Source organism: Engelhardtia mirabilis (assembly GCF_007748095.1).
Taxonomy (GTDB): Bacteria; Planctomycetota; UBA1135; order UBA1135.
Genome location: NZ_CP036287.1, coordinates 5,874,182 through 5,898,733, shown reverse-complemented (window position 1 = coordinate 5,898,733; position 24,552 = coordinate 5,874,182). Strand labels below are relative to the sequence as shown.

Annotated in this window: 19 protein-coding genes; 5 read left to right on the top strand and 14 right to left on the bottom strand. The window is 69.4% G+C overall.

Going from position 1 to position 24,552, the window contains the following annotated elements:
* Nucleotides 1-2: 2 nt before the first annotated feature.
* Both Pla133_RS21780 and Pla133_RS21775 read right to left on the bottom strand, forming a co-directional pair.
* Entirely contained in the window at nucleotides 3-1,121 is a 1,119-nt protein-coding gene (locus Pla133_RS21780) for a sensor histidine kinase (protein WP_145069214.1), read from the bottom strand.
* Between the two features lie 6 nt (nucleotides 1,122-1,127).
* Nucleotides 1,128-1,607 (bottom strand): response regulator, encoded by a 480-nt coding sequence (locus Pla133_RS21775; protein ID WP_419191833.1) that lies wholly within the window; start codon nucleotides 1,605-1,607, stop codon nucleotides 1,128-1,130.
* 662 nt (nucleotides 1,608-2,269) lie between these two features.
* Between Pla133_RS21775 and Pla133_RS21770 the strand changes: the two genes are divergently transcribed.
* Nucleotides 2,270-4,972 carry an ATP-binding protein gene (locus Pla133_RS21770; RefSeq protein WP_145069210.1) on the top strand — a complete coding sequence of 901 codons (2,703 nt, stop codon included), beginning with the start codon at nucleotides 2,270-2,272 and terminating at the stop codon, nucleotides 4,970-4,972.
* Complete coding sequence (locus Pla133_RS21765; RefSeq protein WP_419191832.1) at nucleotides 4,969-5,406, top strand: response regulator; 438 nt, start codon at nucleotides 4,969-4,971, stop codon at nucleotides 5,404-5,406. The genes Pla133_RS21770 and Pla133_RS21765 overlap by 4 nt, the downstream gene beginning before the upstream one ends.
* Before the next feature lie 44 nt (nucleotides 5,407-5,450).
* Here the strand turns inward: Pla133_RS21765 and Pla133_RS21760 are convergent, their stop codons facing one another.
* The 5 genes from Pla133_RS21760 to Pla133_RS21740 all read right to left on the bottom strand — a co-directional run bounded on the left by Pla133_RS21760 (nucleotide 5,451) and on the right by Pla133_RS21740 (nucleotide 13,454).
* Nucleotides 5,451-6,326, bottom strand: coding sequence for a hypothetical protein (locus Pla133_RS21760; protein ID WP_145069205.1), 876 nt, complete (start codon nucleotides 6,324-6,326; stop codon nucleotides 5,451-5,453).
* 22 nt (nucleotides 6,327-6,348) lie between these two features.
* Entirely contained in the window at nucleotides 6,349-7,239 is an 891-nt protein-coding gene (locus Pla133_RS21755; RefSeq protein ID WP_145069203.1) for a hypothetical protein, read from the bottom strand.
* 137 nt (nucleotides 7,240-7,376) lie between these two features.
* Nucleotides 7,377-10,238 carry an HYR domain-containing protein gene (locus tag Pla133_RS26655; RefSeq protein WP_419191831.1) on the bottom strand — a complete coding sequence of 954 codons (2,862 nt, stop codon included), beginning with the start codon at nucleotides 10,236-10,238 and terminating at the stop codon, nucleotides 7,377-7,379.
* An 820-nt stretch (nucleotides 10,239-11,058) separates the two neighbouring features.
* Nucleotides 11,059-12,879 carry a S8 family serine peptidase gene (locus Pla133_RS21745; RefSeq protein ID WP_145069201.1) on the bottom strand — a complete coding sequence of 607 codons (1,821 nt, stop codon included), beginning with the start codon at nucleotides 12,877-12,879 and terminating at the stop codon, nucleotides 11,059-11,061.
* A gap of 170 nt (nucleotides 12,880-13,049) precedes the next feature.
* Nucleotides 13,050-13,454 (bottom strand): DUF1801 domain-containing protein, encoded by a 405-nt coding sequence (locus Pla133_RS21740; RefSeq protein ID WP_145069199.1) that lies wholly within the window; start codon nucleotides 13,452-13,454, stop codon nucleotides 13,050-13,052.
* Between the two features lie 119 nt (nucleotides 13,455-13,573).
* Here Pla133_RS21740 and Pla133_RS26650 point away from each other — a divergent pair, with 119 nt between their 5' ends.
* Nucleotides 13,574-14,083, top strand: a complete 510-nt coding sequence (locus tag Pla133_RS26650) for a hypothetical protein (RefSeq protein ID WP_419191830.1) — start codon at nucleotides 13,574-13,576, stop codon at nucleotides 14,081-14,083.
* Between the two features lie 123 nt (nucleotides 14,084-14,206).
* Here the strand turns inward: Pla133_RS26650 and pta are convergent, their stop codons facing one another.
* From pta to Pla133_RS21715, 4 genes are all read right to left on the bottom strand, one after another.
* Nucleotides 14,207-15,190: a phosphate acetyltransferase gene (pta, locus tag Pla133_RS21730; protein ID WP_419191829.1), complete on the bottom strand. Its 984-nt coding sequence runs from the start codon at nucleotides 15,188-15,190 to the stop codon at nucleotides 14,207-14,209.
* 2 nt (nucleotides 15,191-15,192) lie between these two features.
* Nucleotides 15,193-15,540 carry an AtuA-related protein gene (locus Pla133_RS21725; RefSeq protein WP_145069196.1) on the bottom strand — a complete coding sequence of 116 codons (348 nt, stop codon included), beginning with the start codon at nucleotides 15,538-15,540 and terminating at the stop codon, nucleotides 15,193-15,195.
* Nucleotides 15,541-15,566: 26 nt separating this feature from the next.
* Nucleotides 15,567-16,940: an acyclic terpene utilization AtuA family protein gene (locus Pla133_RS21720; protein WP_145069194.1), complete on the bottom strand. Its 1,374-nt coding sequence runs from the start codon at nucleotides 16,938-16,940 to the stop codon at nucleotides 15,567-15,569.
* 206 nt (nucleotides 16,941-17,146) lie between these two features.
* The gene (locus Pla133_RS21715; protein ID WP_145069192.1) at nucleotides 17,147-17,941 is read right to left on the bottom strand and encodes a DUF4097 family beta strand repeat-containing protein; all 795 of its coding nucleotides are present in this window, start codon (nucleotides 17,939-17,941) and stop codon (nucleotides 17,147-17,149) included.
* A gap of 99 nt (nucleotides 17,942-18,040) precedes the next feature.
* Between Pla133_RS21715 and Pla133_RS21710 the strand changes: the two genes are divergently transcribed.
* Entirely contained in the window at nucleotides 18,041-18,625 is a 585-nt protein-coding gene (locus Pla133_RS21710; protein ID WP_419191828.1) for a pyroglutamyl-peptidase I family protein, read from the top strand.
* Between the two features lie 8 nt (nucleotides 18,626-18,633).
* Here the strand turns inward: Pla133_RS21710 and Pla133_RS21705 are convergent, their stop codons facing one another.
* The 3 genes from Pla133_RS21705 to Pla133_RS21695 all read right to left on the bottom strand — a co-directional run bounded on the left by Pla133_RS21705 (nucleotide 18,634) and on the right by Pla133_RS21695 (nucleotide 21,399).
* On the bottom strand, nucleotides 18,634-19,101 hold the full coding sequence (locus tag Pla133_RS21705) for a DUF309 domain-containing protein (RefSeq protein ID WP_419191827.1): 468 nt from the start codon (nucleotides 19,099-19,101) through the stop codon (nucleotides 18,634-18,636).
* A 110-nt stretch (nucleotides 19,102-19,211) separates the two neighbouring features.
* Nucleotides 19,212-20,300: a hypothetical protein gene (locus Pla133_RS21700; protein WP_145069186.1), complete on the bottom strand. Its 1,089-nt coding sequence runs from the start codon at nucleotides 20,298-20,300 to the stop codon at nucleotides 19,212-19,214.
* A gap of 34 nt (nucleotides 20,301-20,334) precedes the next feature.
* Complete coding sequence (locus Pla133_RS21695; protein ID WP_145069184.1) at nucleotides 20,335-21,399, bottom strand: hypothetical protein; 1,065 nt, start codon at nucleotides 21,397-21,399, stop codon at nucleotides 20,335-20,337.
* A 539-nt stretch (nucleotides 21,400-21,938) separates the two neighbouring features.
* Between Pla133_RS21695 and Pla133_RS21690 the strand changes: the two genes are divergently transcribed.
* Nucleotides 21,939-24,341: a hypothetical protein gene (locus tag Pla133_RS21690; protein ID WP_145069182.1), complete on the top strand. Its 2,403-nt coding sequence runs from the start codon at nucleotides 21,939-21,941 to the stop codon at nucleotides 24,339-24,341.
* Nucleotides 24,342-24,552 lie beyond the last annotated feature (211 nt).

Below are 24,552 nucleotides of genomic sequence, written 5' to 3'. Positions count from 1 at the left end.
GATCAGGTCTCGGGCAAGCCGGCCTTGGGCAGACGGAACCAGACAACGCACCCGCCCTGAGCACCTGACCTGATCCCGATCGTGCCGCCGTGATGCTCGACGATCATGCGGCACAGCGCCAAGCCGATTCCGCTGCCGTCGATCGGCTCGCCCCTCGCGTCGGTCGTCCGGCCCGCGCGGCAGAACATGTCGAAGGCACTGGATCGGTACTCGCTAGCGATCCCCTCGCCGTCGTCCTCGACCTCGAATTCGAAGTGCTCCTGCAACTCGCGGCAGCGGATCTCGATGGCGGGCTCCTCGGCCTTACCGTGCTTCAGCGCGTTTCCGATCAGGTTCAGGAAGAGCTGCCGCAACAGCGACTCGTGGGCTCGAATCGCCGGCATCTTCTCGGCCGCGATCGAAGCACCGCGCTCGCGGATCTCTGCGTTCAGCCTGGAGAGTACGTCGACCAATACCTCGCCGACCGAGCTCTCCTCCTGTGGTGTGCGAACCGCGCTGAAACGCGCGAACGACAGCATGTCGTTGACCAGGCGCGACATGTCGCGCACGGCCGACTCGATGTCGCCGATGGAATCCAGGGCTGTCTGGGACGGGTCCGTCAGCTCGCGCCGCAGGACCGCACAGTTCAACAACATCGGATTCAGAGGCTGCTTCAGCTCGTGGGCGACCAACTGAGAGAAGTGGCGCAGCGACTCGTTGGCCTGTTGCAGTTCCTTGGCGTACAGCAGCAACTGTCGCGAGTGTCGCTTGCGCTCGACGGCATAGCGCAGAGCCCTGAGGGTCGTCCGGCCGTCGGCGTCGCCCTTGACGATGAAGTCGTCGGCGCCCTCCCCTACGGCTTCGGCTCCGACGTTGTCGTTGTTCTCCGAGGTCAACACGACCACGGGCATCCTTGGAGCAGCGGCCACGAACCTGGCCACCGTCTTCCTGCGATCGGTGTCGGGCAGGCCCAGGTCGAGCAGGACGGCGTCAGGCGGGCGCGTTTCGATCGCTTCCAGTCCCTCGATCAAGTTGCGCGCCCGCTCCACCCTCAGGTAGGGCGCACCCAAGCGGATGAGCTGGCGCGAGATCAACTCCGCGTGGGCATCCTCGTCCTCGATCAGCAGTACGAAGCGCAGCATGTGGTGTCAACTCCGCCGTGTGGGGGCGCCGGACTGGGGGGGCGTGCCGGACGGGCCCGATTGACCGGATGGGGACGAGTAGCAGTCCCACTTGCTCCAGTAGCGCTGGACGTCGTCGAGCATCTCGTACAGCACGCGGTACTCGGGCGACTTGATCAGGTAGCTGTTGGCGTGCAGGGAGTAGGCCGTCGTGCGATCGGTGTCGGAGTCGGACGTCGTCAGCACGACCACCGGGATGCACTTCAGGTCAGTGGTGCGCTTGACCGTGGCCAGCACCTCGTGGCCGCCGACGCGGGGCAGGTTCAGGTCGAGCAGGATGAGGTCCGGAAGGTGCATGGTCTTCCCTTCGAGGCAGCGCGACAAGTGATCGAGCGCTTGTTGGCCGTCGGTGGCGCAATCCACCTGGTGGTCCCGGGTGCCTCGCTGTAGGCAGCGCTGGATCAGGGAGGCGTGATCCGGGTTGTCCTCGACGAGCAGGATTCTCATGGGGAACCTCGAGGCGGCCGTGATGATTCGCAGGCGCGAACGCTCCCGAGAGTGCGGATCGCTCCGGTCCCGGCGACATCCCATCCTCCCCTGGCCGATTGAAGATTATTCACACCCGTGCTCCCGTTCCGGGCCGCGGTCGGATCGGGCACAGGGCCCTTCGTGCTCCGGCGCGAGCACTGGCCGGCGCGAGCACTGGCCGGCGTCGCTGCCCGCCGCGTTCTCGTCGGTTGCGAGGTCTGTGTCCATGTGTACCAACCTCGCAAGAGCTGTGCCGTCGGGATCGCGGGGTCCACGGGCCCAGCTGGACCGCATTGACAGCCTCCCGGTGCTCGTCGATCATCCGGCGCGAATGGCAGGTGATCCGTCGCGGGTGCCTGAGGGCGTCGAAGGCCAATCGGGCGACGGTGCCGAGGGACTCGGACCCGCTCGATCGGGTGGGCCCCTATCTGGGTTGAAGACGGTCTGCGTGGGCGCCGAGGCCCTTCAGGACCTCCGTGCCCGATGGGTTCTGCTCCACCGACAAGGCTTCGAGCCGAGCCGTTCGATTTACGGTGACGCTGGAGAGCCAGGATTCCTCGAAGATACTTCGGTCGAGAACGCCGTCCATTCGGTCGGTGCCCGAACCCGAGTCGGTCCGCGGAGTCGAGGAACCCGAGAATATGGACGGTAAGACCCAGAGCCGTCGAGCCAGGGACCACCGGGAGCCCCGAGAGGTCGGCGGGGGCGAGCAAACCTACGGGCTCACCTCGATCCAGGACCACGGTGCGCTGCTCGCCGTCACCGGCGAGGACCTGAGGGTGGTCCACGAGTCGGCCAATGCCGCGAGCTTCCTGGGCGTCGACGCACCTTCGCTGCTCGGCGTCAAGTTCGCGGACCTGCTCGAGGGTCCGTCGGGAGCCGAGCTGGCGGAGGCCGTCGCCGCCGGCGGCGAGGAGCTCTACAACCCCCTGATCCTGAGGCTGGCGACTCCCCCTGGCCGCGCCGTGAGCTGCGTCGTCCATCGGTCGGAGACGGTGGTGGTGCTCGAGTTCGAGGCGCTGGATCCCGATTCGTTGCAGTCGATCGTCAGCGGCGCGGTGGCGCCCCTGTTCGAGCTCGTCAACGGCTTGCTGCGTGAGTCGGAGGGCTGTGGGACCTTGAGCCAGCTCGCCGACCTCGTCGCGCGCCGCGCCCGGCACTTCACCGGCTTCGACCGAGTGCTGGTCTATGCCTTCCATGACGACGGACATGGGGAGGTGGTCGGCGAGTCGTCGACGGAAGGGATGGAGCCCTTCCTGGGCCTGCACTACCCGGCCACGGACATCTCCCGAAGGGCGCGCGAGCTGTACCGCTACGACCGCGTACACCTGATCGCCGACGTCGACGCACCCGGCGTGTCCCTGGCGACCTTTGCCGACTGGCCGGGCGGGGCGCTGGACCTGACCCGCTCGGTGCTGCGCTGCCACTCGCCGAACCACCTGCAGTACCTGAGCACGATGGGCGTGCAGGCGAGCATGAGCGTGTCCCTGATCCACGACGATGAGTTGTGGGGACTGATCCTGTTCCACCATCGAGCGGTGCGCTTCCTGCCCTACGCCGCGCGCGCCGCCTGCGAGCTACTGGGGTCCGTGGTCGCGCCGCAGATGGCGCAGCACGAGCGTGAGTTCGAGCGGCTCCAGCAACAAGAGCGCCGCGAAGCCGTGGACGGCGCGCTCGGGCACCTGGTGCGCTCGAACTTCGCCGAGGACATCATCGACGAAGTGATGGTCGTCCTGTGCCAGGCCTTCCAGGCCGCAGGCGTCTGCCTGAGACGTGGCGAGGTCGAGCACCGCTTCGGCAACGTGCCACGGGCCGAGGTCCGCCGGGAGCTCGTCTACGCGGTCTACGACCAGGGCGTCGACCGCAGCTTCGTCGCCGAGGATCTGAGGGAGTTCGTGCGGGAGCGGCAGCTCGAATGGGGTGAGGGAGGCGCCGCCGGTCTCGCCAGTGCCCTCGTGATCGCCGCCTTCGAGGACATGTCGATCGCGTTCTTCCGGGAACCGAGGGTCGAGACCATCCGTTGGGCGAGGGATCCATCCGTGGTTGCGGGTAGCGCCACGCAGGTCCATCAGCCCGGGGGGCAAGGATCCCCCACGGAGAAGCGAAGCGGGCAGGCCCTGGCCTGGAGTGCGAACGACCTGGTTCTGGGCGCCCACCTCCGGACGACGCTGCTCTCGACGATGCTGCTCGAACTGGAGGCGATCGAGGACCGGCTGGTCGTGCGCATGGAGTCGGTCACCCGCGGGGCCCTCAAGCACGGCCGGTTGCACGCCCTGGTCGAGATCGGTGAGATCGGGTTCTGGGAGTTCGACATCGCCAAACGCGAAGTCACCGACCAGCACTGGTCACGGATGCTCGGCTTCGAGCCTGGTGACATCGAGCCATCCATGGAGGGCTTCCGCGCGGTCTGCCACCCGGACGACGTGGACCGTGTGATCGAGACCTTCGACGACTTCTTGGAGTCGGAAGAGCTCTGCTACCGGGACCGCTTCCGCATGGTCCGCAAGGACGGCGGGATCGTCCGGGTCGAATCGCGCGGCCAGGTCATGCATCGCGATGCGGAGGGACATCCCCTGCGGATCCTGGGGATGCAGTACCCCCTCGATAGCGACGCAGGGAGCGAAGAGGTGCGTCACCGCAGCCGAGAGCTCGAGTCGATCATCCATGCCATCTCGCACGATCTGAAGTCGCCCCTGGTGACCTGTCGGGGCTTCGTGGGCCTGGCGCGCGAGGGCCTCGACGCGGGCGACATCGAGGGAGCCAAGGTCGATCTGTCGCGGGTCGACAAGGCCGCCGAGCGGATGGGCCGGATCATCGACGACCTGCTCGTCATGAGCCGCATCGGGCGGGTCGGGTTCGTGAAGGAGCCCCTGGACCTGGCCGAGCTCTTCCGCGAGGCGGCCGAGGTCCTGGCGCCGCGGGCCAAAGCTCGCGGTGCCACGATCGAGTTCGACACCAGCGCGCCGCTGGTTCTCGGCGATCGACCCTCCATCTCGAGGGCCCTCGAGAACCTGGTCGCCAACGCGCTCCAGTACGGGTGTGTCGAGCCCGGGGGGAAGGTCGAGATCGGCGTGGAGCGCGGGACCTCGGAGCTGCGGATATTCGTGCGCGATGACGGCCCCGGAATCGACGCGCGCTTCCACAAGCGCATCTTCAAGCTCTTCGCCCGGTTGGAGGGCGACGAGTCGGGCACTGGCGTCGGGCTGGCGTCGGTCGAGAGGGTCGCCCAGGTCCACGGCGGCCGCGCCTGGGTGGAGTCGTCGCCCGGCGAGGGCGCCACCTTCTGGATCTCCCTGCCAGCGCGGGAGAGCCTCGCAAGGATTCGGGAGGGAGAGTCCAAGTGAAGGCGAATCGACCGGTGCACTTCCTCCTGGTCGAGGACGAGGATGCCCACGCCGAGCTGCTCGTGCGGGGTATGGAGCGCGAACGCATCCACAACCTCGTGACCCGCGTGCGCGATGGCGAGGCTGCCCTCGAGGCCCTGCGTGATGCCGCGGCCAAGGGCAGCGCGGCCCTGCCTGACGTGGTGCTGCTCGACATCCACCTGCCCAAGGTCGACGGACTCGAGGTCCTGCGGGTGATCCGCGAGTCCGAGGAGCTGAGTCACCTCCCAGTGGTGATGCTGACAGCCTCGAACTCGGCGCAGGATCGCGAGCGGGCGCTGGAGCTGAACGTGAGCAGCTACCTGCAGAAGCCGCTCGAGTTCGATTGCTTTCGCCAGATGGTCCGCGACCTGAGCCTGTACTGGACGGTTTGGAATCGGCCACCGGCCGATTGATCGGGCCGGGCCCCCCGAGATGCACGGCCGGGTCAGTGCCCGAGTCAGAACGTCCCGATCGTCAGATCGAGGGCGTTGGTCGCCTGGATATCGACCGGATCGATCGAGGCCGCCTGGCTGCAGACCTCGACGCCCACCAGGGAGCAGTCGAAGGGCACGCCGATGTTGAACGGCGCGCCGGCCGGGCCGCCGACCAGGAAGATCGGGCTGAAGATGTCGATCAGGATCGTGCCGAAGGGCGAGGGCAGATCGGGGAAACCGGTGGGCGGAGCGATGCCGAGGAAGTCCGCCATGGCGGTCGGCATGAACGTCGTGTGGTCGACGAAGGGGTCCCAGGTCTGCCCGATCACCGGGCCGCTGGTCAGGCCCGGCTTGAAGGCGTCGGGGTTGGGCGGCGTGCCCAGGCGGGGAACCTCGAGCGCGGCAACGGGGGTGGCGGTGATCGCCACCGGACCTGAGACCACCCCGGTCAGGGCCGGGCCGGGAACCACGCCGATGACCGCCGTCTCGCCGAAGGCTCCCGCGGTCGGCGTGATGCCGACGCTGCCGTCCGCGATGACCTCGAAGACGAAAGTGGCGACCAGCGGATCGGGCGGCAGGGCCAGGGGATTGGCCGGGTTGATCAGGGCCGTGAACAGGGCCTGACCGTCGAGCAGGTCGTCGTTGATCCCGTCGGGGTCGTTGAGGAAGGCCGCGACGAGCCAATCCTCGCCGCTGGGCAGGGCCTGGATCAGGGTCAGCTCGGCGGGGTTCCAGGACAGGATCACGTCCACCGCCGCCACGCTCGCGGCGGTGGTGGAGCTGAGCGTCAGCTCGACCTCGGCCAGGCAACCGGGGGGCACTGCCGGGGTCGTGGTCGTCAGGATCATGTCCACGTCGGGTGCGAGCAGGCAAAGGGCGGCTGTCAGGCTCGTGAGCATGGCTGGTGTGGACCTCGGGAACTCAGAAGGTGCCGAGGGTGATGTCGAGGGCGTTGGTCAAGAGCACGGTCCCGCCAAGGTCGGCCGAGACCCCCTGGGTGCAGAGGCTCGCGCCGACCAGCACGCACTGGTTCGGGATCGGGATGAAGAAGGGCTGGCCAGGCGCGGTCACGAAGGGGTCGATGATCGCCGGCGGCGCACAGAGCAGCGTGCCCAGGGCTCCGATCGGGAGGTCGAGGGGCGCCAGGGACACGACCAGGAAGTCGAGGGTCGCGCTCGGCAGGAACGAGCCATGGAGGATCACCGGGTCCCAGACCTGCCCGAGCACCGGGCCACTGGTGACGCCGGGTTGCAGCGCGTCGGGGCCCGGCGGCGTGCCGAAGCGCTTGGTTTCGAGGGCCGCCACCGGTGCGGTCGCGGTGACCTGGGCGGCCGGGCCGATCGCGCCGGTCAGGTCCTGGCCCGGCACCGTGCCGACGACTTGCGTCTCACCGGAGCTGCCGAGGTTGGCCAGCATCGCCACCTGGCCGGAGCCGAGCACCTGGAAGCTGAAGGTCGCGACGGACAGGTCCGGCGGCAACGTCGGCGGGGAAAAGGGCGAGGCCAGGGCCGTGTAGATGGCGTCCCCGTCCGTGAGGTCGTCATTGATCCCGTCGGGGTCGTTTAGGAAGCCCGTGGCGAGCCAGCCCTGGGGACTCGGCGTGGCCTGCAGCAACAGCAGCTCAACGGGGTCCCAGGACAGAACCACGTCGACCGCCGCCACAGCCGCGGGGCTCGCGGCGGAGAGCACCAACTCGATGTCCACGACGCTGCCGATCGTCGCGCACTGGGTCGCGGGGCTCAGGGAGAGGTCGACCGTCGGCGAGCCACCGGGGAGGGTCAGCAGGGAGGCAGCAAGGGGAGCGAGGAACATGGGAGCTTGCGTGGAGCGGGGGAGAGGTGCGCTGGAGCGGAGCCCCGCCAGGGGGCCCCGCCCATCGGATGGCAGGGCGGGACACGCCGGTCCCCTCGCAGCCGTGCGAGGGGGCCGACGTCCGCCCGAGGCGGCGGCTACTGACGCATGGCGCGCGACAGTTCGCCGGACAGACCGTGCCGAAGCTCGAACAGCTCCACGTCGCGCCAGTCCACGCGGCGGTCGCCGTTCAGGTCCGCCGTGGCGGTCAGGCGATCGCCGACGGGCAGCGACCGCGGCTGCGAGCGCCGCTCGTCGGTGCTACCGGTCAGAGACATGGTGCACAGGCACTCCGAGGTGCTCAGCCAGCCGTCGACCAGGAAGGCGTAGTCCTCGGAACCCACGGCGCCGTCGTTGCTGAAGTCCGCGTCCCGCACCCCGCTCCAGGCACAGCCGCCGGCCGTGGCCGTGTCGCCGAACTGGTTGAGGAACAGGGTCACGTCGTTGATGTCGATGTCCCCGTCGTTGTCGGTGTCGCCACCGTCGAGGACCAGGGGCAGCGTCGCGACGTACTTGGAACCGCTGATCATCAGCGGCGAGCTGGCCCACTTGGTGTGCTGCTCGTCCTTGGCACAGAGCGAGGTCCAGACGCCACAGGGGATCTCGATCGTGGCCACGGCCACTGCCGGGAAGTTCCCGGTGAAGCTCAGCACCTCGCTCGTCGACGCGCTGCAGGAGTCCGCGTTGAAGTAGATGCAGCGGCTGGTGGCCTCCGAGCCCGACAGTTCGACGATCACGTCCACGGCATTCGTTGCCGTGACCGTGACTGTGAAGTTGGAGCTCGAGACGTTGCCGCAGGCATCGGTGGCCGTGCAGGTCACCACCGTCGTCCCGACCGGGAAGGTCGAGCCGCTGGCGGGCGAGCAGGACACGGTCGGGGCTGGGTCGCAGTTGTCGGTCGCCGTCGGCGCGGTGAAGAAGACCACCGCCTCGGTGCAGCTCCCGGCGTCCGCCGGCTGGGTGATGTTGGGGCTCGCCGCAAGCACGGGCGCCGTGTCGTCCGCCAGGACGTCCGACGAGTCGAGCAGCGCGGTGCCCACGGGGCTGCCGAGGTAGCTCAGCTCGTTGGGGAAGGCCTGGGTCGCGTCGAAGTCGACCGAGACGGTCTCGCATTCACCCACGGTGAAGACCAGGGTCGCCAGCTTGCCGTCGCCCGACGCCGCCGGCACGAAGAAGGCGTTGCCGTCCAGACGCAACTCGCCCGGGGCGACCTCCGCCGTGGCGATGGGCTGGATGTTGGTGTCGAAGGGCGCCGAGGTGTAGCTGCTCAGGGCCCCCTCGTAGGTCATCGCCATGTCGTCGAAGGCGAGGAAGGCCTGGTAGCCGGACAGGTCCAGGTCGTCGGGGTTGCGCAGCCACAGCTCGAACTCGACCTGCAGACCGGCCGTGCCAGGGAAGGCGTCCGCCTGGCACGGGTTCGCCTCCAGGGTCAGGCTCGAGCCGTCCACCGCAATCACCGTGATCGCCGTGCGGGCGACCTCGTTGCCGCCGTCGAAGGCCGCCAGGTAGAAGTCGTAGAAGCCCGGCACCGTCGGGTCGAAGACGTCGAAGGGGACCTCGTCGAAGAAGTCCATGCGCCAGGACTGCTGGGCGACGTTGTTCGCGCCGAGCAGGGCCGTGTAGGCCGGACCGTCGCCGGCGCTCGTGCCACCGCCGTTGCCAGTGGTGTTGTCACCGATGGCGTGGTCCCAGAAGACCGTGGGCGGGGGCGCGGGGCTGTAGGGAATGACCTCGCCCGGTGTGATCGGGTCGAAGCTCAGGTAGTTGGTGGCCGCGCCAGGATCGAAGTCCATCCCGATCTCGTAGGTCAGCCCGTCGAGCTTCAGGCTCGAGGTGCCCTTGTAGTCGGTGTTGACCGCCCACTCGAAGTTCCAGATCGCCGTGGGGAACACGGAGCCGACCCCGGTGTTCCAGGTGTAGGTACCGTCGCCGTTGCTGTTGAACACGTTGGCGGCGGGGAAGCGCTGCTTGCTGCGCAATCCCAGCTCGATCCCGTCTTGGCGGTCGACGGTAAAGCCGCCGTTGGTGTTGCCCGATCCGAACAGGATGTCGGGGATCACGTCCTGGTCGAAGGGTGAGGGCTGACCGAAGGTCGTGGTGATGCCCGGACGGTAGGCGCTGGTGACCAGCTGGTTCACGTAGACGTCACCGAGCGGGTTGTTCGAGCCGATGCCGAACTGCACGCTGGTGATGATCGAGGTGGGGTCGGTGATCAGGGCGTAGGCGTCGGCGATGGTCTTGCCGGGCTTGTAGACCACGGCCGAGGTGCTCATGTCCGCAAGGGAGAGCGGGGTGCTCTGGCTGCTCGCGCTGACAGTCCGATCGAAGAACCACCACTTGCCGGTGGTGAAGTCGATCGTCTCGGTCTGCCAGGTCCCGTCCGCCGTCTTCCCGTTGCCCTGGCCGGGCTCGTAGATCAGGACCTTGTCCCAGACGTTCTCGCCGGTGCGCGTCGACGTGCCGGTGGAACCGAAGTCCGGCGTCTTCAGGCCGAACTTCAGCGACGCCGTGATCGCCGGGGGGCCGGACCCCATCCACGAGAACTCAGCCGTGAAAGCCGGCCCGAACGCCGAACCGGGACCGTGCCCGACGCCATCGTCCTTGCGATGCGAGATCTGGGTCTTGCCGCCCGCGCCCGCGCCGTCGATGTGCAGGCGAACGGCGCCCAGGTGGGTGCCCGGCGGCGGGGTGACCGGAGGCGGGCCGAACTGGACCTGGTCGAGGATCTCGGCGTCCGCGGCCGCACTGCCGCTGAGCGAGGCCTCCGGGTCGTCGGTCAGCGTGTCGCTGATCAGGTTCGTTCCGGCGGGGGAGGCCCCGGTCCCGTCGGCGCGGGTGTCGTCGGAGAACCAGCCGTTCTCGGAGAGAGCGTTCGTGTTCAGCTCCTGGGCCGCCGCCGTTCCCGCGAGGGGAATGGCGAGGGCCAAGGCGGCCAGGCGAGCGAGCGTCGTCGTATTCATGAATGGGTGCGAGCGGGGGCTCGGGTCGGTTTGGGAAGAGGTGAGAATTGGGAAGCGATCAAGTCGGAGGGATGCTGGACGTCCAGCCGTGCATCAACTCGGCCCGATCTCTGCTACGCGGTTCGACCTCTCAGGGCCTGCCGTGCACGGTCCGCACTGGCGGCGAGTCGCACTGGCTGCGAGTCGCACTGGCTGCGAGTCGCACTGGCTGCGAGTCGCACCGTCCGGTTGCGAAGTCGATCGCGAGAGGAGTGGGGGGGCCGCGTGGGCACGGGTTGGGTGCTCGAAGGTGCGGCCGCGTTGCAGTGAGGAGTCGGCCTCGACCATCGAGGCCTCACGGCGACATCCCGCGGGGCGGCGCGGTTGTCCTGAGGTGAGCCGTGCTTGAACCGAGCACGGACCTGCGGTCGCTCGAGGCGAGTCGTCGTGTGGATCAGCAATCGAAGCCCAGTCGCGCCATCAACGCGCAATCGCGCGATCGTCGTGCAATCGGGTCATCACGGCGCAACTGCGCTAGGTACGGGAGCCCCAGTCGCCTGCCAAGAGCTGGACTTCGGTGGGGCCGAGCCTGTGGGGCGCCTTGCGGTCGATCGGTCACTGGGACCTCCTGATTCGCCCGGCATCTGGACGAACGTAGAGGCCCTGGCGACGGCCGAAGGAAACCTGAATTAATGCCCGAGGCCGCGCGGGCCGACCGCGGCGTCCGCCCCCACCCGAGGTCGAGATCGGCCGCAGCACTCCGGGTCGACCCCGAACATGAAGATCGGGCCGGGCGTCGCTCTCCGCGACGGCCGACCCGATCCACCTCGACCCGCTCGACCTACTGGATCGTCAGCTTGCGGCCGTCGGTCGCAGCGAAGCCCTGGGGGCCGCCGCCGTCGGTCATCCAGTACTGGACGAAGAACTCCAGCCCCGGGGCCAGGCCCGCGGGAAGGGACAGTGACGTCGAGAAGTCGCCGCCGGGGCCCGCGAAGATCCCCGTGCTGACGAGCTCGGTCGAGGGCACCAGGACCCCACCGAGTAGCGGAAGGTCGATCTGAGCCTGGCCGATCACCTGCACCATCGCGGCGCCGGCTTCGGCACCGCTGACGCGCACGCCCACGGAGGTGGCGGGCCAGGCGAGGCCCGTGAGAGAGAAGTTGGGTACGCCGGTTGAACCGGCCAGGCCGCCGCCGAGACTGACGCTGGGGTCGCTGAGCAACAGGCCCAGCGATGCCTGCATGTCGGGGAATGGCCCGATGTGGCCACCACCTCCCTGAGGAACTCCGGTGGACACCAACAACTCGCGCATCTGCAACGGCGTCAGGGGTGCGCCCAGATCGGCAATGGCCTGGCCCTGCAGGGCCGCCGCCGCCGAGGTCACCAGGGGCGAGGCGCTGCTGGTGCCGTTGAAGGTGGCGGTGTACTCCTGATTCGAATCGCCCCCATAGGCGGCGAAGCTGCCGTAGCCGAGGGTGAAGACGGACTCGCCCCAGGCCTGCACGTTGACGCGGCTGCCATAGGTGCTGAAGGAGAGCTTGTCGTGAGCGCTGCTGGCCGAGCCGGCGCCGACCAGGATCGCGCCGCTGTCGCCCATGGCGCGGTAGCCGGCGTAGCTCGGGCCATCCAGGTCCTGGTTGCCGTTGCCCGCGGCCGCGATCACGACCACCCCGGCGTCGGTCCCGACCTTCACCACCGCGAAGACTGCCGGGTCGTACTCGGCTGGCACGTAGGCGAACGAGCCCGATCCGCTGGTCTGCATCTCCAAGAGGACGATGTCGCCGGCTTCCGAGTCCGCGATGGCGGAGGCGATGCACTCGACCCGCCGACTGCCGCCTTCGTTGGTCCACTCCGGGTAGGTGGCGAACGTCGCGCCGGTGACCAGACCGGTGCAGCCATAGCCGTTGTCGGCCGCCGTCATCTCGCCCATGACCGCCGTGCCGTGGTCGTCCCAGCCGAGCGAGGCCACGCTCGAGACCGGCGTCTGACCGGGCTCGAGATTCAGGTTCACGTCGACCAGGTCCTCGTGCCCGGCCTTCCAGCCGTACTCACAGTCGGAGATCCGCACGCCAGCGCCGTCGGCTCCGATGCTCTGGGCGAAAATGAAGTCGAGGCCCGGGTTGGGCTGCGCGTAGGTCTGGTTCGCGGCGAGCAGCGGAGTCGGCGGCAGGATGTCCCCCGGCGGCGCTTCGCCCAGGAGCTGGATCCAGGCGAACTCCACTTCGGGCAGGGCCTGGAGGGCAGAACCGATGCGCTCGAGCGCAGCGGGATCGGCGGAGGGCACCTGCACCGAGTACATCCCGAACAGGTCGGGCTGCGCGCGCCCCGAGCGGGCCGCCGCGCGCGCCAGGAGGCTCTCGACCCGACTCGCCTCGAGGCGGATCAGAGGCTCGAACTGCAGGCCCTCGCGCGCCGCGAGCTCCGCCGCGCCGATCAGCTCGACGCTGCCCTCGGCCGCGAGCACGCCATCGCCATCGAGCCGAGCCCCGGCCCCGTCCACGAACTTGACGATCAGACGGTGCTCGAGATGGGCCGGCGCGTCGGCCGGCAGCTCCAGGGCGCGCACCTCACGGGCCGGCAATGGCCGGCGCGGCGCGAGCTGTCCGGAACTCGGGAGTTGGGTCAGGGTCGGCGAGAGGAACAGGGCAGCGGTCAGCAGCATGGCAAGCACGTGGGGGAGGCGGCGGTTGGTCGCGGCGAGTAGGAGGCCCCCTTAATTAGTACGAAGCGCGGATCCGTTACGCCTTCGCTCGAAGTGTCGCCCAGCTGCGACCGCCTGGACCGAATTCGGGCCCTCTGCGCCTTGCGGGCACCGCCCGCCGCCGGGGCGGCTCAGACCAGCGCGATCCACTGCCGCAACAGCGCCTCGAGGGCTCCGCGCCGCTCACGCACCTCGTCCACGCCGCCGAAGTCCACCCGCGCGCGGTCCTTTGCCAGCCAATCGAGCAACCCCTCGGGGTCTTCGATCGCGATTCCCCCCGCCGGCAGATCCCGCACCTTCGCCCCCAGGTGCAGGATCAGCCCCACGCCGCCTTTCACGCGCAGGTTCGTCGTCGCGAAGTACTCGGTCGTCCGGAAGCTCGGCGACTTCCACTTGATCCCCTCAGCGATCGAGTCATCGACGCCCAGAATGAGCTCGCGCAGGAGCTCGATCGCCTCCGAGTGGGGGTGCTCGAGCTGCGCCATGAACGCATCGACCGCGGCGGTCGTGTTGGCAGGGGTGTCGTGGGTCACCATGTCGGGATCTTGCCAGCTCCACCCGAGCCCGGCCATGCCGACCATACGGGGCCGCACACTTCGCTGTTGCCGATCAAAAGGGACGTGTGCCGCCCCGTAGGGTCGATAGGGTGGCATCCATGCGAGTTCCGTCCCGGCGCATGCCCCCGGCAGAGGGGGCCGGTCGTCCCTGGCTGTTCCTGGTTGGGGCGACATTCGTCGGCCTGCTGGCGCTCGTTGTTTCGACGGTGTGGGGGACTCTGCTGACGACGGTGACCCTTGCCACGACCTTGTTCGTCATGGGCATCATCTTGGCTGATGGTCTGGTGCAGTCTCGGCGCACCGCCAAAGAGCGTGCTGCCGAGTCAATCTGCACCTTTGCACGGTCCTTCGATTGCCGATCAGTGGACACGTGGGCCATCCGGGCCGTGTACGAGATGTACTCCACGAGCTACCCGGTTCGATCAGCCGACGATGTTGACTCGGAGGAATTGGCCTATGACGCCGAGCTGCTCGCCGAGCGCGCTGGGCGCAGCCTCGATGGCTGTGAGGCCAACCCGTTCTACGGTCGTGTGTCGACGGCAGGCGACCTCGTCCAGTTCTTGAGCCACCAGCCTCGCCTCGAGGGGCACCCTTCAAGGGGCGAGTAGCAGTACGGAGCCGCACACTTCGTTGTTGCCGATCAACAGGTCGGTGTCGCACGAGACGTGCGGCACCGACCTGTTGATTGGCAACAACGAAGTGTGCGGCTCCGTACTGTTGGCTCCCTACTGCTACTCCCCCAGCACACTCGCGATGCAGGCCACGTCGACGATGTCGTCGGAGGCGCAGCCCCGCGACAGGTCCATGAAGGGGGCCGCTAGGCCCTGGACCAGCGGGCCGAGCGCCGTGGCGCCCGCGAGCCTCTGGGTCAGCTTGTAGGCGGCGTTGCCGGCGTCGAGGTCGGGGAAGACGAGCACGTTGGCGCGGCCGCCCAAGGGGGAACGGGGCGCCTTGCGCTCGGCGACGCCGGGGACGATCGCGGCGTCGATCTGTAGTTCGTCGTCGAAGGTGAACGACGGAGACCTGCCGCGCAGGATGCGGCCGGCCTCGCGCACGCGGTCGACGTGGGCGTGCTCGGCCGAGCCCTTGGTGGAGAAGGAGATCAGCGCCACGCGCGGGGCGTCGCCGGTCAGACGCCGGTGGGACTCGGCGCTGGCCATGGCGATGTCGGCGAGCTGCTCGGGAGTCGGGTCCGGGACGACGCCGCAGTCGGCGAAGGTGAGGGGACCCTGCGCCGTCAGCATCAGGAAGCACGACGAGACCGTCTTGACCCCCGGTGCCGTGCCGAGGACCCACAGGCCGGCGCGGATCACGTCGGCGGTGGCGGCCTGGCTGCCGGCCACGCCGCCGGCGCAGTCGCCGGAGCGGATCATGAAGGCGGCGAAGACCAGCGGGTTCGCGAGGTGCTCGGCGGCCTGCTCGGCGGTCAGACCGCGGTGCTTACGCAGGCCGACCAGCTCCGCCTCGAACTTGGCCCGGCGCGGGTCGGTGGCCACGTCGATCACCTCGACCCCCGCGGGCGGCGTGTCCATGCCCGTGGCGCGGATCAACACCGGCTCGGCCAGGCCTTCGCGCGCCAGGCGCGCAGCAGCCTTGACCACGCGCGGGTCGCCGGCCTCGGGCAGCACGATGCGCGCCCCGCGGCGCCGCGCGCGCTCGCGCAGCTCGCCGAGGACCTGATCGGGGGTCAGGACCTTGTCGCTCAGGGGCCCCACGCTCACGCCTCCGGCGTGGCGTCGAGCACGGCCTGGGGCACGTCGAGCTCCATCCGCAGGGCCGCCAGCCCGTGGGTCTTGCCCTGGGCGTCGGTCTTGAGCGAGGCCGAGCCGCCGCCGCCGAGGCTGTCGGCGAGGATGAAGTTCAGCACGCGGATGTTGGGCGCGTCGTAGCGCACGACTCCGCCCGGGTTGATCGCTGCGAAGTGCTCGCGCATCCGCTCGCAGGTCAGCTCGCGCTCGAGGAACTCGTAGGCCGCCTGGGAGCGGGCCAGGATCCCGACGTTGGAGCCCTCGCCCTTGTCGCCGGAGCGGGCGGCAGCGATGCGGTTCAGAAGGACCTTAGGCATGGTTCGGCTCGGGGGGCTGGAGGGCGTCAGACGCTCTCGACGGTGACCTTGGTGCGGATGCGGTCCTTGTTCACGAGCGCCGGCCAGAAGCCGATGATCTCGGTCGCCTTGGGGCGCCCGCCGGCGAAGCCGGTGACCCCGGGGGGGCCGCTGGTCACCAGGGGCACGAGCTCGCTGCCGAAGCGCTCGACCTTCGCGCGGTCCGGCCCCTTGACGCCCATCCGCAGCACGACCTCCGAGGCCTGGGTCGCTTCCTGAATCGCGATGCCCTCGTGACACACGTTGGCGCCCACGAACTCGACCATGCGTTCGTCGGGTCCGTACTCGTAGCCGTCGTAGGCCAGGCGCTTCCAGACGATGTCGGCGCACAGTTGGGCCTTGGCCAGGGCATCGGGGCCGCTGACGGTCAGTTGCCCGGTCGACTTCCAACCGTCCTGGTAGCTGAGCGACACCTTGTAGGTCGGCGTCGCCGGGCGACCCACGGCGCCGGTCACCCGCACGCGATTGGGGCGCTCCTGCTCGAGTCGGATCGAGGTGAAGTCGGCGATCACGTCGGGCGTGATGTAGTTGGCCGGGTCGCCCATCTCGTAGGCGAGTTGGTGGGTGACCGTGTCCACGTCCACCAGGCCGCCGGTGCCCTCGTGCTTCGTCACGGCGAAGGTGCCGTCCGCGTGGGCCTCGATCACCGGGTAGCCGACCATGGCCATGTCGGGGATCTTGCGCCAGTCGGTGTAGTTGCCGCCGGTGCACTGGGCGCCGCACTCGACGATGTGCCCCGCGACCGTTCCGGCCGCGAGCTTGTCCAGGTCCGCGGGGCCCCAGCCGAACTCGTGGATCATCGGGCCCAGCACGAGACCCGGGTCCGTGCCGCGTCCGGTGATCACGATCTGCGCGCCCTGGTCCAGGGCCTCGGCGATCGGGAAGGCACCCAGGTAGACGTTGGCGCTGGTCACCGCGGCGCGCACCGCAGCCAGGTCCGCGCCGGTGTCCATGTTCCTGAAGGTCTCGCCGGCGGCGAGCAGTGCGTCCAGGTCCGCCAGGATGTCGTCGCCTTCGACGGTGGCGACCTTGACGCCGGTCAGCCCGTGCTTGCGAAGCACTTCGAAGACCGCCGCGCGGCAGGCCTGGGGGTTCACGCCGCCGGCGTTGGCGACGATCTTGACGCCCTTCTCGATCGCCTCCGGAAGGATCCGATCGAGCATCGCCACGAAGTCGGTGGCGTAACCCTTGCTCGGGTCCCGGCCACGCAGCTTCTGCATGATGCTGAGCGTGACCTCGGCCAGGTAGTCGAGGGTCAGGTAGTGGAGCGGCCCCTCTTTGACGAGGCGGACGGGTCCGAGGATGGAATCTCCCCAGAAGCCCTGTCCGTTGGCGATCAGGACCGGTTCCTTGGAGCTCATGGCGTGGCGCGTGCGGCTGCGGTGGTCCCCGGGCGTGGTCCGTCCGGGCGCGAGCCGCGTAGTCTACGCGGGGGCCGGTCGGGGAGCGACCGGACGCCCGCGGAGTCGCCTCGGGTCCGAGGCCCCGGACCCGATCGGGCCGGTGGGCGAACTCCGGGAGCCCGCTCCCCTCGATCCCGGCCCTGTGGTCGCGGCCCCTCGCCGCGCTACTGGCCCAGGCTGACCGACCCGATCCCCGAGTCGATCGAGTGCGTGCGCACGTCGCTCGCGCGCACGTCGATGTCGCCGATGCCGGCGTCGGCCCGCAGGTCGTCGATGGTGCAGTCCACGATCGAGATCGAGCCGATCCCCGAGTCGATCTCGAGCAGGCCGACCCACAGGTCGTGCAGGTCGGCGCTGCCGGCACCGAGGTCGACATTGAGGTGCTCGGTCTCGAAGCCGCGCAGCTCGAGGTCCCCGGCCCCCTGGCTGATGTCGACCATGCGCGGCGCGCCCACGTCCCGCAGGGTGATCTCCCCCGCACCGGTGGCCAGGACCAGGCCCCGACGCACGTCGATCCCGTCCACCAAGAGCTCCCCGGCGCCGATGTTGATCGTCATCGATTCGACGCCGTGCGAGAGCTCCAGCAGCAGTTCGCCGACCATGGCCTCGTCCTTGCCCTGGGTGGTCAGCATCAGGTGCCCGCCCTCGAAGTGCAGGTCGGCCGAGCCGGGGATCTCCTCGTGCACCGTCGCCACCAAGCGACTCGGACCGTCGACCCGGACCACGCGGACCTCGCCGGCGTCCAGTTCGAGGGTGAGCTCCACGCTCGAGTCCAACTCGGGGTCGAAGCTGATCTGGCGCTCGTGGTCGAGGTGGTGCCCGATATGCCAGTGGCCGCCGTGGCCGGAGACGCAGGCCGCGATTCCCAGCGCCACCAACAGCGCCGCCGAGCGCAATGCGAGGCGATCGAAGGAGCGGGAGAAGCGGCGCAGGGCGGAGTCGGGGGTCGTTTGGGCCATGACAGGTCGGGGGGCTCGCGGGGGCGGGATCGATCGGGCCAGCCCATGATTGGGGAAGGACCACCGACCGTTACGCTTGCGGGCCGACTTCGGTTCCAGATGACTGCCCCGATCCTGATCACCGGCTTCGGCCCCTTCGGCAAGGTCGACGAGAACGGCAGCCAGCGCCTGGTCGAGGACCTCTTGGCTCGGCCGCCGGCGGGCCTGGCCCTCGTCGGAGGTGTCCTGCCGGTGGAGTTCGGACGGGTCGGCGCCGCGCTCGACGAGCTGTTGCGCGGCCCGGGCCGGGGGGCGCGGGCCCTGGTGGCCACCGGGGTGCACCGCGCCGAGAGCCTGCGCATCGAGCGCCGGGCTCGCCGCCTGGGCGGCGAGGGCTCCGAGCGCACCGACAACGTCGGGCGTCGGGCCGACGACGAGCCCCTCGAGGCCGGCCTGCCCGACGAGCTCGCCACCACAGTCGACCTGGAGACCCTGCGCGTGAAGGCGCAGGGCGCGGGCGACCTCGAGGCCTGGATCTCCGACGACGCCGGGGGCTACGTGTGCGAGCGCGCCTGCTTCCACACCCTCTTGCGCGGCCGCGAGTTGGGTCTGCCGGCGCTCTTCGTGCACGTGCCGCCCCTGGAGCTGTGCTCGACCGGACGCCTGCGAGCGCCCTTCGAGGCGCTGCTGCGGGCCTTGGACTGAGCCGGCCCTCAGCGCGGATCGAGGGGCGGCGTGGTCGTGGTCTCGCCCTCAGCCAGCCGCGCCGCGACCCTTTCGAGCTGCGCCGCATCGAGGCCCCACAGCTGCGTCTCGCGGAGCCGCTCGAAGTTGCGTCGGGCGCGTCCGGCCACGCGCTCAGCTCCCCGGGGGCGGCCATCGCGAAGCAAGACTCGAACCGCCGCCAGTTGGATCAACCCTCGCAGGAGCGAGGCCTGTCGAGCCAGCTCCGGATCGCGGCGCGCCGTGTGCCAGATCGACTCCCAGACCTCGTGGGCCTCCCAGGGGAAGCCGTGGTTGTAGAGGTCGATACCGCGCAGGTAGGGACGACAGGCCCTCCAGTCGTCGCCGCGCGGGCAGGGGAGCTGCGCGTCGAACTCGGGGCTCGGGCGCCCGGAGTGACCCGGCCGGTAGGCGGTGTCGGGGAGCGGGAGGTCGGGTAGGAACAGGGCAGGCTGCACGCGGGGAGTCACCCTACCGAACGGCGAGCGGCGGCCGACCGCGATTGCGATTGGCCGCCGCTACCGTTCTGGCGTCGGACCCGCGGGGGAGTCCGACTGCCCGGACCAACTCAGCGCGAGGTCGTGAGGCTCGAGGTGAACGGACCGCTCATGGCCACGCTGGCCTCGAAGTCCATCTCCTCACCATCGCCGGCGGCGGTCACGCTGACGTCGAGGGCGACGTCGAAGTCACCCGACATGGTCAGGCTCAACGGTGTCCCCGTGGCGAGGTCCCAGAGCAACTCGCCCTCGGCCTCGACGTCGAGGGAGACGTCGGCGGTCTGGATGTCGACTTCGGCGTCGTCCGGAACGTCCTCCTGCTCCAATGCGCGCTCGGCAATGTTGGTGAGCAGGCGCGAGAAGTCCGCGGACGAGCCGATCTCGACCTCGAGCCCGATCACCGCGACCTGGCGGCCATCGATCTCGCGCGTACCGCGGTAGGTCGCGGTCCCCGTGCCGTCCATCAGCCCCTCGCCCAGGGACATGGCTTCGTCGGTGAACTCGGAGAACATCTCCTCGAACTCCGCCATGTCCGCGTCGGGCATGTCCTCGGTCTCCCAGGACAGGTCGCCGCCGGGCAGCAGCAGCCCCTGGAGGATCTTCGGAGAGAAGTCCCAGGTCGCGTCCACTTCGACTTCGCCGGCGGGCAGCAGCTGGCGCAGGTCGGTGTCCTCGGTCAGGCCCTCGAGCAGCGCGTCGTCGCCCTCCGAGTCCTCGGCGAAGGCGACGTCGAAGTCATCGGATTCCTCGTTCCAGGTGAACACGACCGCGATGCCCTCCATCGGGCTGGACATCTCGCTGCCGTCCTCCTGTGACTCGCCCATCATCTCGAAGGCGGCCACGACCTCGGAGGAGAGGTCGCCGAAGGTCCGTGTCAGCTTGCTCGGTCGACCGTCCGCCACCCCGCCGTACTCGTCGGTGAAGGTGATCTCGGAGCTCGAGGAGATGTTCATCTCGGGCGTGCCGAGCATCGCCCCGATGTCCTGGCCCCCGACGATCATCGAGAAGTCGTCGAGTTCCATCTCGAACTCGTTCGAGAAGGTCTTGGTGACCGTCGTCCCGTCGCTCGGGCCGAAGGCGACTTGGTCCCCGGCGACGCGCCAACCGGCGAGACCCAGGCCGACACAGGCGGTCGGCAGGAGTAGTAGCTTGTGGTTCATGTTCAATCTCCCGCTGTGGTGATGGCTGGGGTGACTACTGGCGCTCGGCGGTGTAGGCCAGGTTGCCAGTCGCGGAGAAGACCATCGACTGCTCCATGGTCATCGACTCGGGCCCCATCGACATCGACATGGCCTGGTCCATCGTGCTATCCATCTCGGTCGAGATGTTGAGCTCGAGGAAGTGGCCGTGGGTGATGTCCCACAGCAGCTCGCCCTCGCCCGCGATCGACATTTCGACGTCGAACGACTCGATCTCCATCGAACCCGCCTCGGGCGGCAGCTCGACACTCTCCATCATCTCGCGCATGAACTCGGTCAAGTCGTTGGTCGACTCGATCTCGAGGGTGATCGCGATCACCGCGATCTTGGAGTCGTCCACGTCGCGCAGGCCGACCAGCTTGCCGGTGACTTCACCGTCGAGCTCGCCGAGCATCTGCTCGAGGTTCATGCTGCCGCCGGGCATGCCCATGCCACCCATCTCGGTGTCTTCGGGCACGATCTGCAGGTTGCCGCCGGGGGCCAGGACCGAGATCATCAGGCTCGGGTCGATCGACCAGCTCTCGCCCTCGCTGACGTCGCCCGCGGGCAGCAGCACGCGCAGGTCCATGTCCTCCTTGAGGCCCTCGAGCAGATCCTCGTCGCCCTCGGAATCCTCGGCGAAGGCGACCGTGAACTCACCCTCGTCGTCGTCCCAGGTGAACACGACCGAGAGGCCTTCGAGCTCGCTCGTGCCGTTGGCTTCCATTTCTTCGTCGCCCATCATCGAGGACGACATGGACGAGACGGAGTCGGACGTAAGGGAATCGAAGGTGCGCTCGACCTTGATCGGGTGACCGCCGCGGACGGTGCCGAGGGTGTCGGTGACCACGACCGTCTGGTCGGTGGAGACGGTGATGTCCATGTCCATCGGGAACGGCAGGGGCTCGCCGTTCATGAGCATGTCCATCTCGTCGAGCGTCATCTCGCTCGTGTTCGAGAAGGTCTTCTTGAGGACCAGACCTTCGGGGGTCTGGAACTTGATCATCTCGCTCGGCAACGCGAGGCCGAGCAGGAAGGGGGCGCCGAGCGCGGCCAGGAGGGCAGGCTTGGTGTAGTTCATGGAGGATAGGTTGCGGTGCTCGATGGGAGCGGTTGGACGTGCCTCGGTCGGATGCCGACTTGCGCTGGCCGGTGGGCTCACGAGCCCAGTGGGTGTGCGACGGTTGTCGGATAGACCGCGCCGGTGACGGATGACCGGTGCGCTCCCATCGGCGCGGCAGTGGCCGACGGGCGTGGCAGGCGAAAGGGAGTGGTTCTGGCCGGAGGCCTCGATGGGGGGGCGTCGCGTGGCCCTGGGGCGGACGGGGTCGCGCGGACCTCGGCCGTTACGCAGGACGGCGGTGCTGATTCCAGGGGATTGGGACTCCAGCGGGGCCCGAGGGCCCATCTAGGGGCTCCCTGGCCCGCCTGGGCCCACCGGGGCCGTTTCGGGGCGGGGGATTATAGGTGCGAGGGGGCTCTCTACGGTCACCCTCGGGTGCAGACCGAACAATTCGAGCTTCCGTGGCCCATAGGGCCGACGAGGTTCGCTTCCGAGGGGCTGGCGTAGCATCGCCCGGCCCCCCGCCTCCGCCCGCGTCACCGAAGACCCGTCCCGACATGCTCACCACCGCCCTGGCCCTGCTCCTGACCCTCGTCCCGACCCTCAACTGTGGCCCCCAGGTCGACGACGGGTGGCAGGAGAAGGGCGTCTTCGGAACCGTCTATCCCCAGCCGGCGGACGTGGTTATCGATGATCTGCTGGTTCACGGGGACGAGCTCGGGGGGGCCGAGCAGATCCTGATGACCCTGGCCGCCGGCGAGGAGGGCTTCGCCGCGGTCTGGCGCGACACCCGCTTCGGGAACCTCGGCCTGGTGCTCGGCGAGCTGACCGCCGACGGCGAGCGGATCGACTTCGAGGAGTCCGTCGCCACCCAGCAGACCTCGCGGCAGTTCGACCCGGTGGTGGCACTGGGCGGGGGCTTCACGGGCGCCGTGGCCTGGTTCGGCGCCAGCGGCAAGGCGCTTCAAACCATGCTGCGCCCCTTCGCCGGCGAGCTGGGCTTCGCCTCCGCGCCCCTGCCGGTGGGTGCCGGGGCGGCCCGGGATCGATCGGCCGGCGGCTCGGCGCGCGGCGCCTCCGATGGCGGTCGGGGCAGCGGGGCGAGCGTCCCCGGCCTGGCGATCGACGGCGTTGGGAGCGGTTTGGTGGTGTGGGTCGAGGGCGATGGCCTTCTGGCCCAGCGCTTTCGCCGCGGCGCGCAGCAGCGCGACGGCAAGTTCCAGCCCGAGCGGGTGGGTGAGCCCTTCAGCCCCTCGACCGGCGCGCCCGCGCCCACCGGCAGCGCCGTGGCGGCCATGCGGCCCGAGGGTGGCGCGTTGATCGCCTGGCCCTCCGATCGTGGCGTCACCCTGTGGAGCGACGCCCACTCCACGGGCCGCATCCGCACGGTCAAGCTGGATGGCATCGAGCGCGCCTTCCCCGACCGCTCGAGCGACGGCTGGTGGTTGGTCGGCTCGCACAAATCCCGGCCGGTCGTGGCCTTCGTCGACGCTGGGCTCGACCTCGAGCGCGAACTCGAGTTCCCGCGCGATGTCGCGCGCATCGACGCCGCGTCGATCGGCGAGCGCGTGGCGGTGGCGCTCGAGTGGTCGAAGCCGGGAGATCGGGCTGCCTTCGAGCTGCGCTACTACGCGCACGACGGCGAGGGGCCGCTGGAGACGACCGCCTTCCCGTCTGAGGAGGGCGCGGCCCCCCGTGGGGTGCACCTGGCCGCCAATGGGAAGGTCCTGGTCGCGGCCTGGACCGACGCGCGCGAGGGCGACGACGACGTCTTCTACCGCCGCTTCCCCCTGGCCTCGGACGACGAGGCCCCCCCGCCCCAGGCTTCGACGCGTTGGAACGGCGATCGCGCCAGTTCGGACCAGACCGACGCCTCGATCGCCTCCAACGGCGAGCTGTGCTGCCTGGCCTGGAGCGATCGGCGAGAGGGTGTCGAGGCCATCTGGTACCGCTTCCTGAAGCCCGACGGCAGCCTGACGGACGAGGCGCGACTCTCGGCGCCCGGCGTGCACACGAACTTCCCCGCGGTGGCCGTGACCGGGGGCGCGAGCCCCGCCACGCTGATCGCTTGGAAGCGCGGTGAGGTCGGCAACACGCGCCTGGTGGCCAGCGTGATCCCCGCCGGCGGCAAGCCCACGGCTGCGATCGAGCTCGATCCGGGCCAGGTCTGCGGCGGGAACTGGCCCGCGGCGGTTGCGGCGCGCGGCGACGGGTTCGCGGTGCTCTTCGTGCGCGATCGCGGCGAGGTCTGCGTGGTCCAGGTCGACGCGGCGGGCGCCGTGGACGGCAAGCCGCGCACGCTCTACCGCGCGCGCGACGGCCAGGCCCGCAATCCCGAGTTGACGCTGCTGGACGACGGTCGCCTGCTCGCCCTGTGGGACGTGCGCCCCGAACAGGATCCGTGCTTCCTGGTCGGGCGTTTCCTCGGCGAAGGCCTGCGCCCGACGGGTTCGGAGCTCGACTTCGACCCATCGCCGACCGGCAGCGGGGACCTGCAGCCCGCCGCGGCGCCGGGACCGGACGGCGGCTTCCTGCTGGCCTGGACCGGCAACGAGAGCCCGACCCGCGACGTCTTCGCGCGCGCCTTCGACGCGCGTGGCAAGCCCGCCGGCCCGCCCCTGGCGATCAGTGTCAAGGCCACCGAGCAGGACTACGCCGAGGTCGAGCGCCTGGCCGACGGATCGTGGGTCGTGGTCTGGGAGGACGACATCTCGCGCGAGGACCACATCCACGCCCGGCGCATCAGCGCGGATTTCGACCTGGGCCCGCGCGTGACCGTGAATCAGCGCGAGGCCGACTTCTCCGAGAACCGAACTTCGCCGGCGACGGCGATTCTGGGGGGCAACTTAGTGACCATTTGGACCGACCGTCGGCGCTCGAAGGGGTTGGACGTCTACCTCCGAGCCGTCGGCAACGGCTTCGATCGCGTCGGCCCCGCGAGGGTCCCGAGCGAGCGCTGAAGCCGAAGCCGCGGGGGCCGCTCAGAACTTGTCCGGCTGGCGGAACCGAGGAGTTCGCAACGCCGTCTCATCCCTGCTCGCGAGACGAGTGGGTGTGGAGTTCCCTTTCGGCCAGGGGCTCCTCGTCCTCAGGACTCGCCGCGAGACAGGAAACCGATCCGGGTCAACCGGGTCGGTTTTCGCCTTTCAGGTGCCACCCGCCAGGGCCCGC

Excerpts from the sequence above, each read along its gene's own strand:
- Pla133_RS21690 (WP_145069182.1), top strand. The coding sequence starts at position 21,939 with ATGCTCACCACCGCCCTGGCCCTGCTCCTGACCCTCGTCCCGACCCTC.
- Pla133_RS21700 (WP_145069186.1), bottom strand. The coding sequence starts at position 20,300 with ATGAACCACAAGCTACTACTCCTGCCGACCGCCTGTGTCGGCCTGGGT.
- Pla133_RS21755 (WP_145069203.1), bottom strand. The coding sequence starts at position 7,239 with ATGTTCCTCGCTCCCCTTGCTGCCTCCCTGCTGACCCTCCCCGGTGGC.
- Pla133_RS21770 (WP_145069210.1), top strand. The coding sequence starts at position 2,270 with ATGGACGGTAAGACCCAGAGCCGTCGAGCCAGGGACCACCGGGAGCCC.
- Pla133_RS21740 (WP_145069199.1), bottom strand. The coding sequence starts at position 13,454 with ATGGTGACCCACGACACCCCTGCCAACACGACCGCCGCGGTCGATGCG.
- Pla133_RS21760 (WP_145069205.1), bottom strand. The coding sequence starts at position 6,326 with ATGCTCACGAGCCTGACAGCCGCCCTTTGCCTGCTCGCACCCGACGTG.
- Pla133_RS26655 (WP_419191831.1), bottom strand. The coding sequence starts at position 10,238 with ATGAATACGACGACGCTCGCTCGCCTGGCCGCCTTGGCCCTCGCCATT.
- Pla133_RS21720 (WP_145069194.1), bottom strand. The coding sequence starts at position 16,940 with ATGAGCTCCAAGGAACCGGTCCTGATCGCCAACGGACAGGGCTTCTGG.
- Pla133_RS21715 (WP_145069192.1), bottom strand. The coding sequence starts at position 17,941 with ATGGCCCAAACGACCCCCGACTCCGCCCTGCGCCGCTTCTCCCGCTCC.
- Pla133_RS21780 (WP_145069214.1), bottom strand. The coding sequence starts at position 1,121 with ATGCTGCGCTTCGTACTGCTGATCGAGGACGAGGATGCCCACGCGGAG.
- Pla133_RS21745 (WP_145069201.1), bottom strand. The coding sequence starts at position 12,879 with ATGCTGCTGACCGCTGCCCTGTTCCTCTCGCCGACCCTGACCCAACTC.
- Pla133_RS21725 (WP_145069196.1), bottom strand. The coding sequence starts at position 15,540 with ATGCCTAAGGTCCTTCTGAACCGCATCGCTGCCGCCCGCTCCGGCGAC.
- Pla133_RS21710 (WP_419191828.1), top strand. The coding sequence starts at position 18,041 with ATGACTGCCCCGATCCTGATCACCGGCTTCGGCCCCTTCGGCAAGGTC.
- Pla133_RS21695 (WP_145069184.1), bottom strand. The coding sequence starts at position 21,399 with ATGAACTACACCAAGCCTGCCCTCCTGGCCGCGCTCGGCGCCCCCTTC.
- Pla133_RS26650 (WP_419191830.1), top strand. The coding sequence starts at position 13,574 with ATGCGAGTTCCGTCCCGGCGCATGCCCCCGGCAGAGGGGGCCGGTCGT.
- Pla133_RS21775 (WP_419191833.1), bottom strand. The coding sequence starts at position 1,607 with ATGAGAATCCTGCTCGTCGAGGACAACCCGGATCACGCCTCCCTGATC.